The sequence below is a fragment of the Lentzea xerophila genome (assembly GCF_051094245.1).
GTDB lineage: Bacteria > Actinomycetota > Actinomycetes > Mycobacteriales > Pseudonocardiaceae > Lentzea > Lentzea xerophila.
In genome coordinates, this window is the sequence record NZ_CP194934.1 from 6,842,539 (window position 1) to 6,857,072 (window position 14,534).

12 protein-coding genes and 1 pseudogene are annotated in these 14,534 nt (G+C 69.8%); 3 read left to right on the forward strand and 10 right to left on the reverse strand.

The window, feature by feature from the left end; translation table 11 throughout:
• Positions 1–54: 54 nt before the first annotated feature.
• The 3 genes from ACRSBM_RS32515 (at position 55) to ACRSBM_RS32525 (ending at position 3,770) form a co-directional block, all read left to right on the forward strand.
• Positions 55–1,038: a fatty acid desaturase family protein gene (locus ACRSBM_RS32515; RefSeq protein WP_434449290.1), complete on the forward strand. Its 984-nt coding sequence runs from the start codon at positions 55–57 to the stop codon at positions 1,036–1,038.
• Positions 1,039–1,148: 110 nt separating this feature from the next.
• Positions 1,149–3,017, forward strand: a complete 1,869-nt coding sequence (locus ACRSBM_RS32520) for a hypothetical protein (protein ID WP_434449293.1) — start codon at positions 1,149–1,151, stop codon at positions 3,015–3,017.
• Positions 3,018–3,068: 51 nt separating this feature from the next.
• Positions 3,069–3,770: an SDR family NAD(P)-dependent oxidoreductase gene (locus tag ACRSBM_RS32525; protein WP_434449297.1), complete on the forward strand. Its 702-nt coding sequence runs from the start codon at positions 3,069–3,071 to the stop codon at positions 3,768–3,770.
• A gap of 7 nt (positions 3,771–3,777) precedes the next feature.
• Here ACRSBM_RS32525 and ACRSBM_RS32530 read toward each other — a convergent pair whose 3' ends face one another.
• The 10 genes and pseudogenes from ACRSBM_RS32530 to ACRSBM_RS32575 all read right to left on the reverse strand — a co-directional run bounded on the left by ACRSBM_RS32530 (position 3,778) and on the right by ACRSBM_RS32575 (position 14,466).
• The gene (locus ACRSBM_RS32530; protein ID WP_434449300.1) at positions 3,778–4,974 is read right to left on the reverse strand and encodes a cytochrome P450; all 1,197 of its coding nucleotides are present in this window, start codon (positions 4,972–4,974) and stop codon (positions 3,778–3,780) included.
• 14 nt (positions 4,975–4,988) lie between these two features.
• Entirely contained in the window at positions 4,989–5,771 is a 783-nt protein-coding gene (locus ACRSBM_RS32535; protein WP_434449303.1) for an ABC transporter permease, read from the reverse strand.
• A complete protein-coding gene (locus ACRSBM_RS32540; RefSeq protein ID WP_434449306.1) occupies positions 5,768–6,703 on the reverse strand; it encodes an ATP-binding cassette domain-containing protein in 936 nt (311 codons plus the stop codon). The genes ACRSBM_RS32535 and ACRSBM_RS32540 overlap by 4 nt, the downstream gene beginning before the upstream one ends.
• 10 nt (positions 6,704–6,713) lie before the next feature.
• Positions 6,714–7,556, reverse strand: coding sequence for a DUF4097 family beta strand repeat-containing protein (locus tag ACRSBM_RS32545; protein WP_434449309.1), 843 nt, complete (start codon positions 7,554–7,556; stop codon positions 6,714–6,716).
• A 69-nt stretch (positions 7,557–7,625) separates the two neighbouring features.
• Positions 7,626–8,147 carry a ribbon-helix-helix protein, CopG family gene (locus tag ACRSBM_RS32550; RefSeq protein WP_434449312.1) on the reverse strand — a complete coding sequence of 174 codons (522 nt, stop codon included), beginning with the start codon at positions 8,145–8,147 and terminating at the stop codon, positions 7,626–7,628.
• Positions 8,148–8,248: 101 nt separating this feature from the next.
• The gene (locus ACRSBM_RS32555) at positions 8,249–9,034 is read right to left on the reverse strand and encodes a TIGR02452 family protein (protein ID WP_434449315.1); all 786 of its coding nucleotides are present in this window, start codon (positions 9,032–9,034) and stop codon (positions 8,249–8,251) included.
• A 44-nt stretch (positions 9,035–9,078) separates the two neighbouring features.
• Positions 9,079–10,065, reverse strand: a complete 987-nt coding sequence (locus tag ACRSBM_RS32560; RefSeq protein ID WP_434449318.1) for a hypothetical protein — start codon at positions 10,063–10,065, stop codon at positions 9,079–9,081.
• A 55-nt stretch (positions 10,066–10,120) separates the two neighbouring features.
• Positions 10,121–10,576, reverse strand: a complete 456-nt coding sequence (locus ACRSBM_RS32565; RefSeq protein WP_434449321.1) for a (2Fe-2S)-binding protein — start codon at positions 10,574–10,576, stop codon at positions 10,121–10,123.
• Between the two features lie 13 nt (positions 10,577–10,589).
• Positions 10,590–12,803: a molybdopterin cofactor-binding domain-containing protein gene (locus ACRSBM_RS32570; RefSeq protein ID WP_434449324.1), complete on the reverse strand. Its 2,214-nt coding sequence runs from the start codon at positions 12,801–12,803 to the stop codon at positions 10,590–10,592.
• 71 nt (positions 12,804–12,874) lie between these two features.
• Positions 12,875–14,466 (reverse strand): annotated as a pseudogene (locus tag ACRSBM_RS32575) (ABC-F family ATP-binding cassette domain-containing protein).
• Positions 14,467–14,534 lie beyond the last annotated feature (68 nt).

Genomic DNA, 14,534 nt, shown 5'->3' on the forward strand with positions numbered 1-14,534 from the left:
CCGACTTCATCACGCGTGCGTGGAGATGTGGACGGCATCTGGCATTCTGCGCAAATGGTGCTTCGGCAGGCGAGCGACTTCGCCCAGTTGTCAGCCCTGGTCAAACAGGCCGGGCTGCTCGAACGACGACGCGGGTACTACTACGTCCGCATCGCCGTGAACCTCGCCCTGTACGCCGGGGCCTGGGTGGCGTTCGCGCTGGTGGGCGACTCGTGGTGGCAACTCGCGGTGGCGGCTGTGCTGGCGGTGATGACCACGCAGCTCGCGTTCATCGGGCACGACGCCGGGCACAAGCAGATCTTCAGCACGCGGAAGTGGAACGAGATCGCCGGTTACGTCCACGGCGGACTGACCGGTGTGAGCTACGACTGGTGGAACGGCAAGCACAACCGGCACCACGCCAACCCGAACCACGAGGACGAGGACCCGGACGTCGACATCTCGGTCCTCGCGTTCACGCAACGGCAGGGCGAGACCAAGCGCGGTCTGCTGCGGTGGATCGCCTCGCACCAGGCGGTGTTGTTCTTCCCGTTGCTCCTGCTCGAAGGCTTCGCGCTGCACTGGCACTCGATCCGGCACTCCGGCCGCGAGCGGTTCCTGATGATCGCGAACGTCGTGGTGTACCTCGGCGTGGTGTTCTGGGTGCTCTCCCCCGTGTACGCCGTCGCGTTCATCCTCGTGCACCAGGGCCTGTGGGGCCTCTACATGGGGTGTTCGTTCGCCCCGAACCACAAGGGCATGCCGGTGCTGTCCGCCGGGCACTCGCTCGACTTCCTCCGCAAGCAGGTGCTGACCTCGCGCAACATCCGTGGCGGCTGGTTCGTGGACGTCCTGCTGGGCGGGCTGAACTACCAGATCGAGCACCACCTGTTCCCGAGCATGCCCCGGCCCGCGCTGCGGCACGCGCAGGTGATCGTGAGCGAGTTCTGCACCCAGCGCGGGATCTCCTACGCGCAGTGCGGGCTGTTCCGCTCGTACGGTTACGTGCTGGAGCACCTGCACGAGGTGGCGGCTCCGCTGCGAAAAGCCGCGGTCTGATCCACTAGTGCTGCACTAATGTCCGAAAGCGGACAAAGCCTCTCCGAAACGCTCCCCCGCCCCTGCCGCGCTGGTTTCCTCGGTCGAAGACCGAACTGGGGGAACCACACATGCGCAAACGTCTCTTCGGCGTGTTCGCGGCAGGTGCGGCACTGACGCTCGTCGTCAGCGGCCAGTCCACCGCCGAGCCCGCCGCCGCACCGGCCCAGCCCGATCCGATGCTGGCCATCCAGCCGGCCGAGGCCCAGGTCGACTGGGCCGCCGTGCACCGCAACCGGGAGGCCCGCAAGCAGTCCCGTGCGACCGCCCGGACCGCCGGCGCTCCGTTGACCTACACCGAGAAGGAGACCGGCCAGGGCGCCAACGACACGCCGGCCGGCGCCGAGCACGTGGCCGGGTTCGGCACCGGCAGGGGCAAGAACGCGAAGCTCGCGCTCACCGGTGACCTCGCGGGCGACCCGACGATCCCCGCCGTCCCGCCGTTCGCCGAGACCGACGACGCGATCCCGCTGGCCGGCGACACGGGCGTGCCGGCGCGCGGCAGGGCTCTGAAGACCACCGGGACGATCGGTGACGGTCCGCACGGCAGCGCGGGCGACGGCACCGGGGACCACGACTTCCACAAGCTCTCCGGCGGCACGACCGGCATGCGGGCCACCGTCGAGACGCACACGCCGTCCGGTGGCCTGGACACGTTCCTCGCCGCCTTCGACGCGGCCGGCGGGCTCATCGGCCAGAACGACAACCTCGCCGGCGACACCGACAGCAGGCTGCAGGTGTTCGTCCCCGCCGGAACCGACGTCTACGTCATGGTCGCCGGAGCGGGCCCCGGCTCGATCCCCGCCGATCCGATGAAGCCCGGCACCGGCAAGCGGGTCACCACCGAGGGCCCGTACGAGGTGACCATCGCGACCGGCGACGGCCAGGTGGACAGGGACTTCTTCTCCGTCGACCTCAGGGCGGGCGACGTGCTGGGCGCCTCGGCGGCGGGCCGGGCGACCAGGGTGATGGTCCACGACCCGGCCGGGCGTGAGGTCTTCGGTTCGTCGCAGGACTTCAGCTTCGTGTTCTCCGAGCACTCGCCGCTGCCCGCCGGTGGCAACGCCGTGGCGGACTTCGTGGCACCGCGCGACGGCCGCTACACCGTCGGCGTCGAGAACGGTCAGGGCCGCTACGACGTCACCGTCGAGGCCTACCGACCCGGCTCGGAGCTCAACCCGCGTCCCGAGGTGCTGACGATCTTCCTCGACTTCGACGGCGCGCGGGTCAACACCCGGATCTTCGCGATCGACCCGGCCTCGGCGGGCAACCGGAACCTGTCCGCGCTGAAGACGTTCCTGCCCGGCTGGGGCCTCGCCGCCCCCGACGAGAACGCGGTGATCGACGCCGTGGTCGCGTCGGTGAAGGAGAGCATCGAGCACGACCTCGCCGCCAAGGGCACCAACAGGCGGTTCGCCGTGCGCGTCCTCAACAGCCGCGACCACGCCGACCCGTGGGGCCGGCCGAACGTCAGCAGGGTCGTCATCGGTGGCTCGATCGCCGAGTCCGGCATCTCGACCGTCGGCATCGCCCAGTCGATCGACGCGGGCAACTTCGGCAAGGAGGAGACCGCGCTGGTGCTGCTGGACGTGCTCAGCCTGCCCGCCGGCCAGTCACGCACCTCGCTGAACACCTACATCACCCCGGCCAGCGACAAGACCACGTTCATCGGCAGGGCGATCGGCAACATCACCGCCCACGAGGCGGGGCACATGTCGGGCAGCTGGCACCAGGACCAGTTCAACGCGGTCAACAGCCTCATGGACCAGGGCGGCAACCCGGCGGGCATGTTCGGCGTCGGGCCGGACGGCGTCGGTGGCACGGCGGACGACGAGGACGTCGACTTCCACGAGGACGTGCTCAACCCGAACGAGGGCTTCACCGGCATCGAGGACTCCCTCAACCGCACCGCGTGGGCCTACACCCGAGGCAGCAACTGACGGTCCGATTCCCGCCAGAACTCACGTGAGGATTCCGCCAGGCTGATCGGCATGGGATCACTTGCAGGGAAAGCGGCTCTCGTCACCGGCGGGAGCCGCGGCATCGGGGCCGCGGTGGCCGAGAAGCTCACCGCACTGGGTGCGCGGGTCGCGGTCACCTACCAGAACACCAAGCCGGACAACGGTTTCGCGATCCAGGCGGACAGTGCCGATCCGGACGCCGTGGTGGCCGCGGTCGAACAGACCGCGGTCCACTTCGGACGGCTCGACGTGCTCGTCAACAACGCCGGGGTGTTCCAGGTGGGGCCGCTGGCGGAGCTGGGCCGGGAAGAGTTCGACCACACGATGGCCGTGAACGTGCGCGCGCCGTTTCTCGCGGCGCGCGCAGCGGCACAGCACATGCGTGAGGGCGGCCGGATCATCAGCATTGGCAGCAATGTGGCCGTGTACGCGCCGTTTCCCGGCTTCGCCCTGTATTCGGCGAGCAAAACGGCGTTGATCGGGATGACGAAGGGTCTCGCCCGCGAGCTGGGCCCGCTGGGCATCACCGCGAACATCGTGAATCCCGGTCCCACCGACACCGACATGAACCCGGCCGACGGGCCGATGGCGGAGACGATCCGCGGGCTGACCGCGTTGGGACGCTACGGAAAACCGGCGGAGATCGCCGAGGTGGTGGCGGCGTTGGCGGGTGAGGCCGGTGCGTACGTCACCGGCGCCAGCATCAACGCTGACGGTGGTTTCACCGTCTGACGGGCAGTTACGCCCAGGTGACCGGCAGGGCGTGCACGCCGTAGATGTTCATGTCCGTCCTGAGCTTCACCTCGCCGGCGGGAACGGCGAGTTCCAGCGACGGGAAGCGGCGCAGCAGTCCCTCGAACCCGGCGCGCATCTCGATGCGGGCCAGCTGCTGACCGAGGCACTGGTGCACGCCGTGGCCGAACGCCAGGTGGCCACGAGCGTTGCGGTGCACGTCCAACGTGCCGGCGTCGTCGTAGCGCTCCGGGTCGTGGTTGCCCGCCAGCAGCGACAGGATGACCGTCGAACCTTCCCGGATCGTCTCCCCGAAGAACTCGATGTCCTCTGCGGCGTAACGGAAGAAGATGTCCGTGACGGTCAGGTAGCGCAGCAGTTCCTCGACGGCGTCGGGCACCAGTTCCGGCGCTGATCGCAGCGCTGCCATCTGCTCCGGGTGCTCGAGCAGCGCGAACGTGCCCAGTGCCAGCATGTTCGCGGTGGTCTCGTGGCCCGCGAGCAGCAGCAGGAACGCCATGCCGGTCAGTTCCTCGATGCTGAGGTCCTCGTCGCGGGCCAGGTCGGACAGCAGGTCGTCACCGGGTTCCGCGCGCTTGCCCGTGATGAGCCCGGCCAGGTAGGTGTTGATCGCGACGTACGCGGCGATCTTGTCGTCGAGGGCGACGTCCCGTTCCATGAACTTGGAGGAGTTCGACTGGAACGTCTCGCGGTCCGCGTAGGGAACGCCGAGCATCTCGCAGATCACCAGTGACGGCACCGGAAGCGCGAACTCGCGCACCAGGTCGACCGGCGGGGTGAGCTTCGCCAGCTCGTCCAGCTGCCGTTCGGTGATCTCGATGATGCCGTCCTCCAGTGCCTTCATCCGCCTGACGGTGAAGGCTCCGGTGAGCTTGCGCCGCAACCGGGTGTGGTCCGGCGGGTCCATGCTGAGGAACACGCCCGGTTCCTGCGGGGACGGCTCGGTCTGCTCCGGCATGCCGGGCGTCGGGTACGGCATGTGCAGGATGCCGAGGTCCTGCCGCGAGCTGAACCTGGTGTCCGCCAGGGCTTGCCGGACCACCTCGTAGCCGGTGACGAGCCAGCCCTCGTGACCGTCGGCGAAGAGCATCGGGCTGACCGGGCGGGTGGAGCGCAGCGAGGTGATCTGACTGGGCGGGTCGAACGGACTGACGTCGCGTTCCGTGGGAAGGCCGTGCTGCATGACAGGAATCTCCTTCAGCGAGTTGATTCGCGGTTGAAGAGCTTCTTGGACCACAGGTAGCCGCCGAACCCGATGACGAGGCACCAGGCGAAGGCGATGTAGCCGCTGTTGCCGATCGGCGTGCCCATCAGCAGGCCGCGCAGGGCGTCGATGAACGGGGTGAACGGCTGGTACTCGGCGAACCAGCGCAGCACCGTGGGCATGGAGTCCGTCGGCACGAAACCGTTGCCGAAGAACGGAAGCAGGATCAGCGGCAGGCCGACGTTGCTCGACGACTCGACCGACTTGCTCGCGAGGCCGAGCGCGGCGGAGAACCAGATGAGCGCGAACGCCATGGCCACCAGCAGGCCGGCCAGCACGGGCCAGTCGAGCGCGCTCGCCTGGGGACGGAAACCGATCACGACCGCGACGCCGAAGACGAACGTCATGGCGAGGAGCGTCTGGACCAGGCTGCCGATCACGTGTCCGGTGAGGACGGACACGCGGGCGATCGCCATGGTGCGGAAGCGGTCGACGATGCCCTCGGTCATGTCCATCGCGATCGAGATGCTCGTGCCCTGCACCGCGGAGGTGATCGCCATCAGGACGATCGTCGGCGTGACGAAGCTGAGGTACTCCGCGCGCCCGCCGGCCGGCCCGCCGAGCCCGGCGCCGAGCGTGCCGCCGAAGACGTAGACGAACAGCAGCAGGAAGACGACCGGCATGATCAGGAGCTGGAACGTCATCGACGGGTAGCGGATCATCCGCTTCAGGTTGCGGCGCACCATCGTCGCCGAGTCGGTCAGTACGTAGGTCATGGCTGGGTCACCTTGTCCCTGGTGCCGGTGAGGGCGAGGAAGACGTCGTCGAGGTCGGGCGTGTGCGTGCTGAGCGAGTCGACGAGGACCGAGTTCTCGTCGAGCCGGTCGAGCAACGCCTTGAGCGCGCTGACGCTGCCGTCGCTCGGCACGCGCAGGGCGAGCGCCTCGCCGTCGCGGGACGCGCCGCGGACGATCCGGGTGGCGGCTTCGAGGTGCCGGGGATCGGTGAACCGCAACAGGACGTGGCCGCCGGGGATGCGGCGCTTGAGCTCGTCCGCGGTGCCCTCGGCGACGATCCGGCCGTGGTCCAGCACCGCGATCCGGTCGGCGAGCTCGTCCGCCTCCTCCAGGTACTGGGTGGTGAGGAAGATCGTGACGCCGCTCGCGACGAGCTCCCGCACGATCTGCCACATGGTGCGGCGGCTGCGCGGGTCGAGTCCGGTGGTCGGCTCGTCCAGGAAGATCACCTGGGGCGACCCGACGAGCGTCATGGCGAGGTCGAGCCGGCGCCGCATGCCGCCGGAGTAGGTCGAAGCCGACTTGCCGGCAGCGTCGACCAGGTCGAACTGCTCCAGCAACTGCTCGACCCTGCGCCTGCCGTCGGCCTTGGCGAGGTGGTGCAGGTCGGCCATCAGCTTCAGGTTCTCCCGGCCCGTCATCAGGTTGTCGACGGCGGAGAACTGGCCCGTGACCCCGATGGCGGCGCGGACGGCGCCGGGATCTCCCGTCACGTCGTGGCCGGCGACGGACGCGCTGCCGCCGCCCGCGCGGATCAGCGTGGAGAGGATCTTGACGGTGGTGGTCTTGCCGGCGCCGTTCGCACCGAGCAACGAGAAGACGGTGCCGCGCTCGACGTTCAGGCCGACGCCCTTGAGCACTTCGTTGTCGCCGTAGGACCGGCGCAGGCCGGTCGCCTTGATCGCGTACATGGAGTTCCCCTCAGGCACGGCGGACGGTGATGTCGCCGAAGGACGTGTAGGCGGTGACCTTGACGGTCTCCGTGGAGTTGCCGGGGCCGTCGCTGCCCTCGAGCGCGCTGTTCACGCGGCCGAACCCGGTGTTGACGTCGAGCCACGCGGCGGTGCCCTGGGCGATCCCGATCTCGATGCCGCCCATCGCGGTGTTCAGCGTGGCGGTGTCGCGCACGACCTCGCCGATGATGATCGATCCCATGGCACTGCTGGCTTCCAGCAACGCGCCGACGCGCTCAGCGGCGATGTCGCCGTTGGCCGCGCGGACCCGCAGCGCGCCCTCGACCGTGCCGATCTCGGTGTTGCCGTTGGAGTTCTTGACGGTGAGCGACCCGTCGACCGACCCGACGCGGACGTGCCCGCTGCCGGTCTTGACGTCGGCGTTGCCCGAGACCGCTCCGACGTGGACCTCGCCTACGCCGGTGTCCGCCTTCAACGGTCCGGTGCGGTCGAGGCGGATGGTCCCCGCCGACATGTCGACCGAGGTCTCCCCCAGGACCCCGGTGGTGCGGGTGCTGCCCGCCGTCACGTCGAGGTCCACCTTCGACCTGGCCGGAAGCTCGATCACCACGTCGACCGACCTGGTCTTCCTGGAGAAGTCGAAGGTCCGCTTCACCCCGCGGACCGTCAGCACGCCGTCGGCGTAGTCGACGCGGGTCTTCCGCGCGGCCTCGACGTCGGAGTTGTCGGACGGGTCGGACGGCCGCACGTCGACCACCGTGTCGGCGCGGTCGCTCGCGACGACCTGAACGAAGCCCGCGTAGATGTCGAGCTGTACGGAAATCGGTTGTGGGGTCTCGAATTTTGGCATGGCTGTCCCCTCAGAAGGTGTCGGTGGAACATCCCCGCAGGCCGGGGCGAAGTGGAGAAGGCGCTGGAACTAACGCACCCAGCCGACGAAACGCTGGGCGGCGGGGATGCCCGTCAGCGTTTCGGTGGCGGTGTCGCGCTTCGGGTTCAGCTGCGCCGACGCGGCACGCACGAGCCACGCGTTGACCGAACGGCCCTCCTTGGCCGCGGCCTCGTCGATCGCGGCCTTGAGCGGTTCGGGCAGGCGGACGTTGATGCGCACGGTGGTGCCGTCGTCGAAGCCGGCCGCCACGTCCTCGGCGGGCGGCGCGGCGACGGGTTCCGGCGCGACGGCGGCCGGCTGCTCGACCGGCCGGCGCGCCACGACGAACTTCGGATCACGGCCCCGCAGCTGCACCTGCACCGAGTCCGGCGCCAGGTCCGCGGTGATCTCGTCGGCGGCGGCGGAGAGCGCCTCGAGCAGCGCCAGCCGGATCGCCGACTCCATCGTCACGGTCAGCCGCTCGACCAGCGCGCTCGCTTCCTCACCGCCGGTCTCGACGGCGGCGAGCAGCTCGCGACCGAGCGAAGCCACATACGGGGTCAGATCCATGGCACCACTATGGCACACGGTGGCACCACCGGCAAGAGGATCTGGCTCAGAGTGGTGCCATCATGGCTCACCGCAGGTCAGAGGCCTGATGATCTCCGCTGTCAGCCGAGGGCGTCGGCGAAGGCGGCCAGCGTCGGCGTTCCCCGCTGCCGGTCCAGCACGGCGAAGACGACGTGGTCGAAGAAGCGGTTGTCCCGCAGCGCGACCCGGAAGACCTCCGCGACGGTGGCCGGGTCGTTGCCGAAGACGCCGCAGCCCCAGGCGCCCAGCACGAGCCGGCGGTGGCCGTGCGACGCGGCGACGTGCAGCACGCGGATGGCACGCCGCAGCAACGCGACGGGGATGCCCTCGGCGCGTTCGGGCTGGCCGCGCAGGATCGCCGACCGGTTCGGCGCCGCGGCGGTGAGGAACGAGACCTCGTATGGCTGCGGCAGCAGGGTGCCCTTGTCGTCCTTGAACACCGGTACGCGCGGTGAATAGATCACGCGATCGGTGTAGGTGAGGTCCTCGTTCGCGCGGTGATGGGCGTAGAAGTCGCCGGCGGCACGCAGGCAGGGATAGAGCGCCGACGCACGGGCGATGCTCTCCTCCTGCGCCTGCGCGCCGTTGAGGAACCCTCCGCCGGGATTGCGCGCGGACGCGAAGACCAGGCAGGCGAGGTCGCCACCGAGCCGGCGCGCCGCCTCCAAAGTGGACTCGTTGGTGACGTCGATCCGCACGCCCTCAGTCTCCGACGGCAGTGACAGCACCTCGTCCGGCAGGTGCAGCCGGGTTCCCGCCACAGCCGGAGCCACGGCGATGGAGACCTCGCCCGCGCCGCTGGAGTAGGAACCGCGCTCCGAGATGGCGACGGTGTCGTGGGCGATCGCGCGCAACCTGCTGCTCATGGTGCCCACAAGTCTGGCGGTCGTTCTGTTGCGCGCCAAGCGGTTTAAATCCGGCCGTAGACCTCGGCCACCGCGCCGAACGCGGCCTTGGGCTCCCAGGTGCCGTCCTCGTAGACCTTGACCACGCCGAAACTCGCGATGTCGAGGTCACGACCAGGATCGTCCGGCCGGTGCGGGTAGTTGCCGAGCGCGAACAGGTAGACGAACGCCGCGTCGACCCCCTCCGCCTCGAAGGTCTCCAGCACCTCGCGCAGGTACGTGGCCTGCTCGGCCTCGTCGCGGACGTGGCCGTCCTTCACCCGCACCGGCAGACCGGCGTCGTCGTAGTCGACGATCTCCATGCTGCGCGGCGCCACGGCCCCCGAACCGCGCCAGGGGGCCGTGCCGAAACCGGTGATGGCGACCGGTTTTCCCTGCGCCACAACGTTTCTGATGCTCGCCGCGTACACGTCGGCGACCTCGGCCGAGCGGATCAGCTCGAACGACTTGATGTCGAACAGGTCCCAGTCGGGGTTCTCGAACGGGATGCAGGCGTAGGTGAGCTTGCCACGGAAGTGCTTCCGCACCACAGCAACGGCCTCGGCGAGGAACCCGTTGAGGCAAGCACTGGCCTCGGCCATCCGCTGCGGCTGCCCCAGGAGTTGGGACAGCCGCTGCGCGACGCCGTCGCCGGGCAGGAAGCCCGGGTTCATGATGCTGAGCTCGACGCCCGTCACGAACACGACCTCGGCACCTCCCAGCCGGATCCGCTCGGCCCGCCGCGCACAGTCCCCGAACAGCTCGAGGATCTCGGACGGGGCCAGCTCCAGCGGGTACGGCGAGAACCAGATCTCCAGACCCAGGTCGGCGGCGATCTCCGCCGCCTGGTCGAGGCGTTCCGGATCACCGCCGACGAGGTGGACGGCGTTGCAGTGCAGGTCGTCCCTGATGGCGGTGAGGTCCCGCCTGACCGCGTCGAGGTCGAACTTCTCCAGCGAGATATCTCCGTGGCGCACGAAACCGGTGTCGTACGCGATGCCTTTGGCGCGCATGACACCGAGACTAGAAGAATTGTGTGCGTGCACGCAAGTTTGCGTGCACGCACACTCACATCTTGGCTGCCGCCGCCTTGATCGCCTGCCGGATGCGGAAGTAGGTGCCGCACCGGCAGACGTTCGCGATCCGGTCGATGTCCTCGTCCGAGATCTCCTTCTTCGTCCGGAGCAAAGCCGCCGCGGCCATGATCTGACCGGGCTGGCAGTAGCCGCACTGGGCGACGTCCTGCTCCAGCCACGCCTCCTGGACCGGGTGCAGGTCGTCACCGGACGCCAGCCCCTCGATCGTGGTCACCTCCTGCCCGGCGCAGTCCGCGACCGGCGTGACGCACGGCTGGATCTCCGCGCCGTTGAGGTGGGACGTGCAGGCCCGGCAGACGCCGATGCCGCAGCCGTACTTCGGGCCGCGCACGCCGAGCTTGTCGCGCAGCACCCAGAGCAGTGCCATGTCGGCGGGAGCCTCGACGGTGACCGGCTTCCCGTTGACGATCAGGGTGTAGGTAGGCACAGGGGACGCTCCTTCAGCGCGGGAACGGCTCGAAGTCGACCGGGAAGATGATCGGGAAGCTGCGCGGCACCACACCGGTGGCGCGCGCGTAGGCGTTGGCGATCGCGCCGACCGCCGCCGGTACGCCGAGCTCGCCCGCCCCGCCCGGTTCGCCGTTCGCCGGCATCACGAAGATCCGCACGTCCGTCGGCGCGTCCTTCTGCCGCGCGTAGTGGAACTGGGAGTACGAGCCCTCCAGCGGCAGGCCCTTGTCGATGTGCAGGCCGGCGCGCAGCGTGGTGGAGATCGCGTCGGTCAGGCCGCCGAGCATCTGCGCCTGCAGGCCGCGCGGGTTGATCACCCTGCCGACGTCGACCGCGATCACCGCCCTCACCACGCGCGGGTTCCGCGGGTCGCGGGCGTCGATCTCGACCAGGCAGGCCGTGCACGACCTGTACTCGTCGTGGAACCCGATGCCCTGGGCGAACCCCTTCGGCATCGCGCGGCCCCACCCGCCCTCCGCGGCGACCTTGTCCAGCACCGCGCGCTGCCGGGCGTCCTTGAGGTGCTCGCGGCGGAACGCGACAGGGTCCTTGCCCATCCTGGCCGCCAGCCGGTCGACCAGGATCTCCTCCGCGCCACGGGTGTTCGCGGAGTAGACCGACCGCCACGAGCCGGTGTGCATGCGCAGCGGCACCTCGTTGAGCAGCGAGGTCACCACGCCGAAGTTGTACGGCACCTTGCACGTCGTGAGGAACACCGTCTGCGCGAACGAGAGGTTGCCCCCGACCGGCAGCGACGCGGCGGTGGCGGTGAGGATCTCGCCGAGGCCGTGCCGGAAGTCGGTCTCCACGGACGCCACGCGGTGCTCGAACGTCAGCACGTTGCCGAGCCCGAACGTCGCCCGCAGCTTGTGGTGGCTGGCGGCGCGAGCCCGGCCGTGCCGCATGTCGTCGACGCGGCTCCACATGAGCTTCACCGGCCGCCGCAAGGCCTTGGAGATCTGCGCGGCCTCCATCGCGGCGTCGAAGAAGAGCCTGCGCCCGAACGAACCGCCGCCCTGCACCACGTGCACCTTGACCGCGGACTCGGGCAGTCCGATGGCCGCGGCGATCCTCTGCTGCGCCACGATCGGCGACTTCAGCCCAGCCCAGATCTCGGCCCGGTCGTCGCGGACGTCCGCGATCGCCGAGTTCGTCTCCATCGGCGCGTGGCTGACGAACGCGAAGTCGAACTCCATGTCCACGTGCTGGGTCAGCAGCGGCGGGACGGCGAACGGCAGTGCGGCGGCCCGGAGCTTCTCGCGGATCTCCTTGTCCGACAACGCGTCGACCGTGCCGGGGTTCCAGGTGACCTTCAGCGCGTCCCGTGCGGCCATGGCCTGGCCGAACGTCTCGGCCACCACCGCGACACCCGTGGGCACGACGCCGATCGCGAGCACGCCGGGCATCGCCTTCGCCGCCGCCGAGTCGACCGACCGCACCGAGCCGTTGATCGTCGGCGGGCGGCGCACGACCGTGGGCATCGCGCCCGGCACGTCGTGGTCGAGCGTGTACTTGAACTGCCCGGTGACCATGGCACGGGCGTCGATGCGCGACTGCGGCGTGCCGACGAGCCGGTGTTCCGACACGGGTTTCGGTTGCGCCGCGAACACCCCGGTCAGCTGCGCGGCCGCCGAGGTCAGCAACCCGTAGGCGACGGACCGGCCGTCGGGCAGGACCACGGCACCGTCTCGGGTGGACAGCCGTTCGACCGCGACGCCCTCCTGCTTCGACGCCGCGGCGAGCAGCCTGGCCCGTGCGGCCGCCGCCGCCTGACGGACCGGGCCGTACACCGACCGCATCGTGTTCGACCCGCCCGTGAGCTGGTTCATCAGCAGCTCGGGCCGCGCGTCGGCGAGCGTGACGCGCACCTGGTCGAGCGGCAGGTCGAGCTCCTCCGCGACGAGCATCGCGCAGGCCGTGGTGATGCCCTGGCCGACCTCGGCACGGGGCAGGTCGAGGGTGACGACGCCGTTTTCGCCGACGCTGAGCACGGCGAGCGCGCCCGCGGTCGGGGTTCCGGCCAGGATGAGGATCTCGCCGAGATCCAGGATCTCGGCCGGTTGCGGCAGGGTCGGGAGGACGGCCTCGGCCGTGCCGGGCACCGCGACGGTGAGCACCGGCGCGGCGACCAGGAACGTGAGGAACTGCCGGCGACGCACCGGGACCCGGGCTTCGGGGACCGGGACTTCGTTGTCACAGGTCATGCACTCGTCAACGACATCCGGCGCACGCGGATACGACCGTCAGCCGAACGGGCGCACAACCGAACGGCTGATCACCGCAACCGCGGCTCTGCCAGGGACGATCCGCCGTACCTGAGACGATCGGCAGCAGCCAGTGCGAGCTCCCCTCCCCGCCACCTCCGGCGCAGCGACCGGTCGTGCGACGCCACGACGACCGCGCCGGGGTAGCCGGCGAGCGCGGCCTCCAGTTCCTCCACCAGCGCGAGCGACAGGTGGTTCGTCGGCTCGTCCAGCAGCAGCACGTCGGACTCCGCCGCCAGAAGCCTTGCCAGGGCGAGCCTCCTGCGTTGCCCGATCGACAACGCGCCGACCGGGACGGCGAAGTCCTCCGCACGGAACAGACCCAATGCCTCCAGCTCTTCCGCGCTGCCACCGAAAGCGTCCAGCACTGTCTTCTTCGGTTCGCGCACAACGGTTTCCTGCGGCAGGTAGCCGACGGCACCGGTGCGGCTGACCGTACCCCGGTCCGGGTGGAGCCTGCCGGCCAGCACGTCGAGCAACGTCGACTTGCCGGCGCCGTTCGGGCCGGTCACCAGCAACCGTTGTCCTGCTCTGACCGTGAAATCTCCGACGCACATCCGTTGGCCGACACTGACGTCCCGCACTTCGAGGACGACGCCCTCGCGCACGGCCGCGTCGAGAGGAGCGTTGAGGCGCAACGGTTCCGGCGGCTTCGGCACCGGTGCGGCACGCAGCCGCTCCAGCCGTTCGGACGCGCTGCGCACCCGCGTCCTGATCGACGCCTGCACGCGGCGGCCGTCGCCGTTGTACTTGCACTTGTTGTGGTCCGGGATCGCGCGTCCCGGCGCGACGCGGTGTGCCGTCGTGCCGCGCCACTCGGTCCAGTGCCCGATCTCGCCGACCCACTCCGCGTAGGCCTGCTCCCACCGCTGCCGCGCCGCCCGCTTTTCGGCGACGTAGCCCGCGTAACCGTTGCCGTAGCGGGTGACGGACCGGTTCTCGACCTCGACGACCGCCGTGGTCACCCGTTCCAGCAGGAGCCGGTCGTGCGTCACCACGACCAGCGTGCCGCGGTGCCGCCGCAACCTGTTCTCCAGCCAGGCGAGCGCCTGGTCGTCGAGGTGGTTGGTGGGCTCGTCGAGCAGCAGCAGTTCCGGTTGCGCCGACAGCACACCGGCGAGCGCCAGCCTCGCCCGTTGCCCGCCGGACAACGTGCCGAGCGGCCTGTCCGCGCTCACGTCCACACCGAGCGCCGACAGGGCGGCCCGACCCGTGCGTCCGCCGAGTAGCCGTCGCGCAGCTCGAAGGCGATGAGCAGCTCACCGAACTCCTCGAGCCTCTCCTGTGCGGCCGCGGCGGCGATCTGCTGCTCCAGCAGGCGAATGTCGGCCAGCGCGGCGTCGATCGCGTCACCGGCCGTCGCCTCCGCGGGCAGGTCGAGCACCTGCGCGAGGTACCCGACGCCCTCGGCGACCACGGTGACCTCGCCGTCGTCCGGCACGTCCTGCCCGGCGACGAGCCGCAGCAACGTCGACTTGCCGGAGCCGTTCTCCCCGACCACACCGAGCTTCTCGCCCGGCCGGACCGTCAGCGAGACGTCGTCGAGCACCCGCCGGTGGCCGTACTTCTTCGTGATCTTCCTGAGCGTCAACTGACCTGACAAAGCAAAACTCCCCACAGCCGGAAACCAATCTGGGACGCGGTGGTGGAGTCAGAAGATCATGAGGTCAA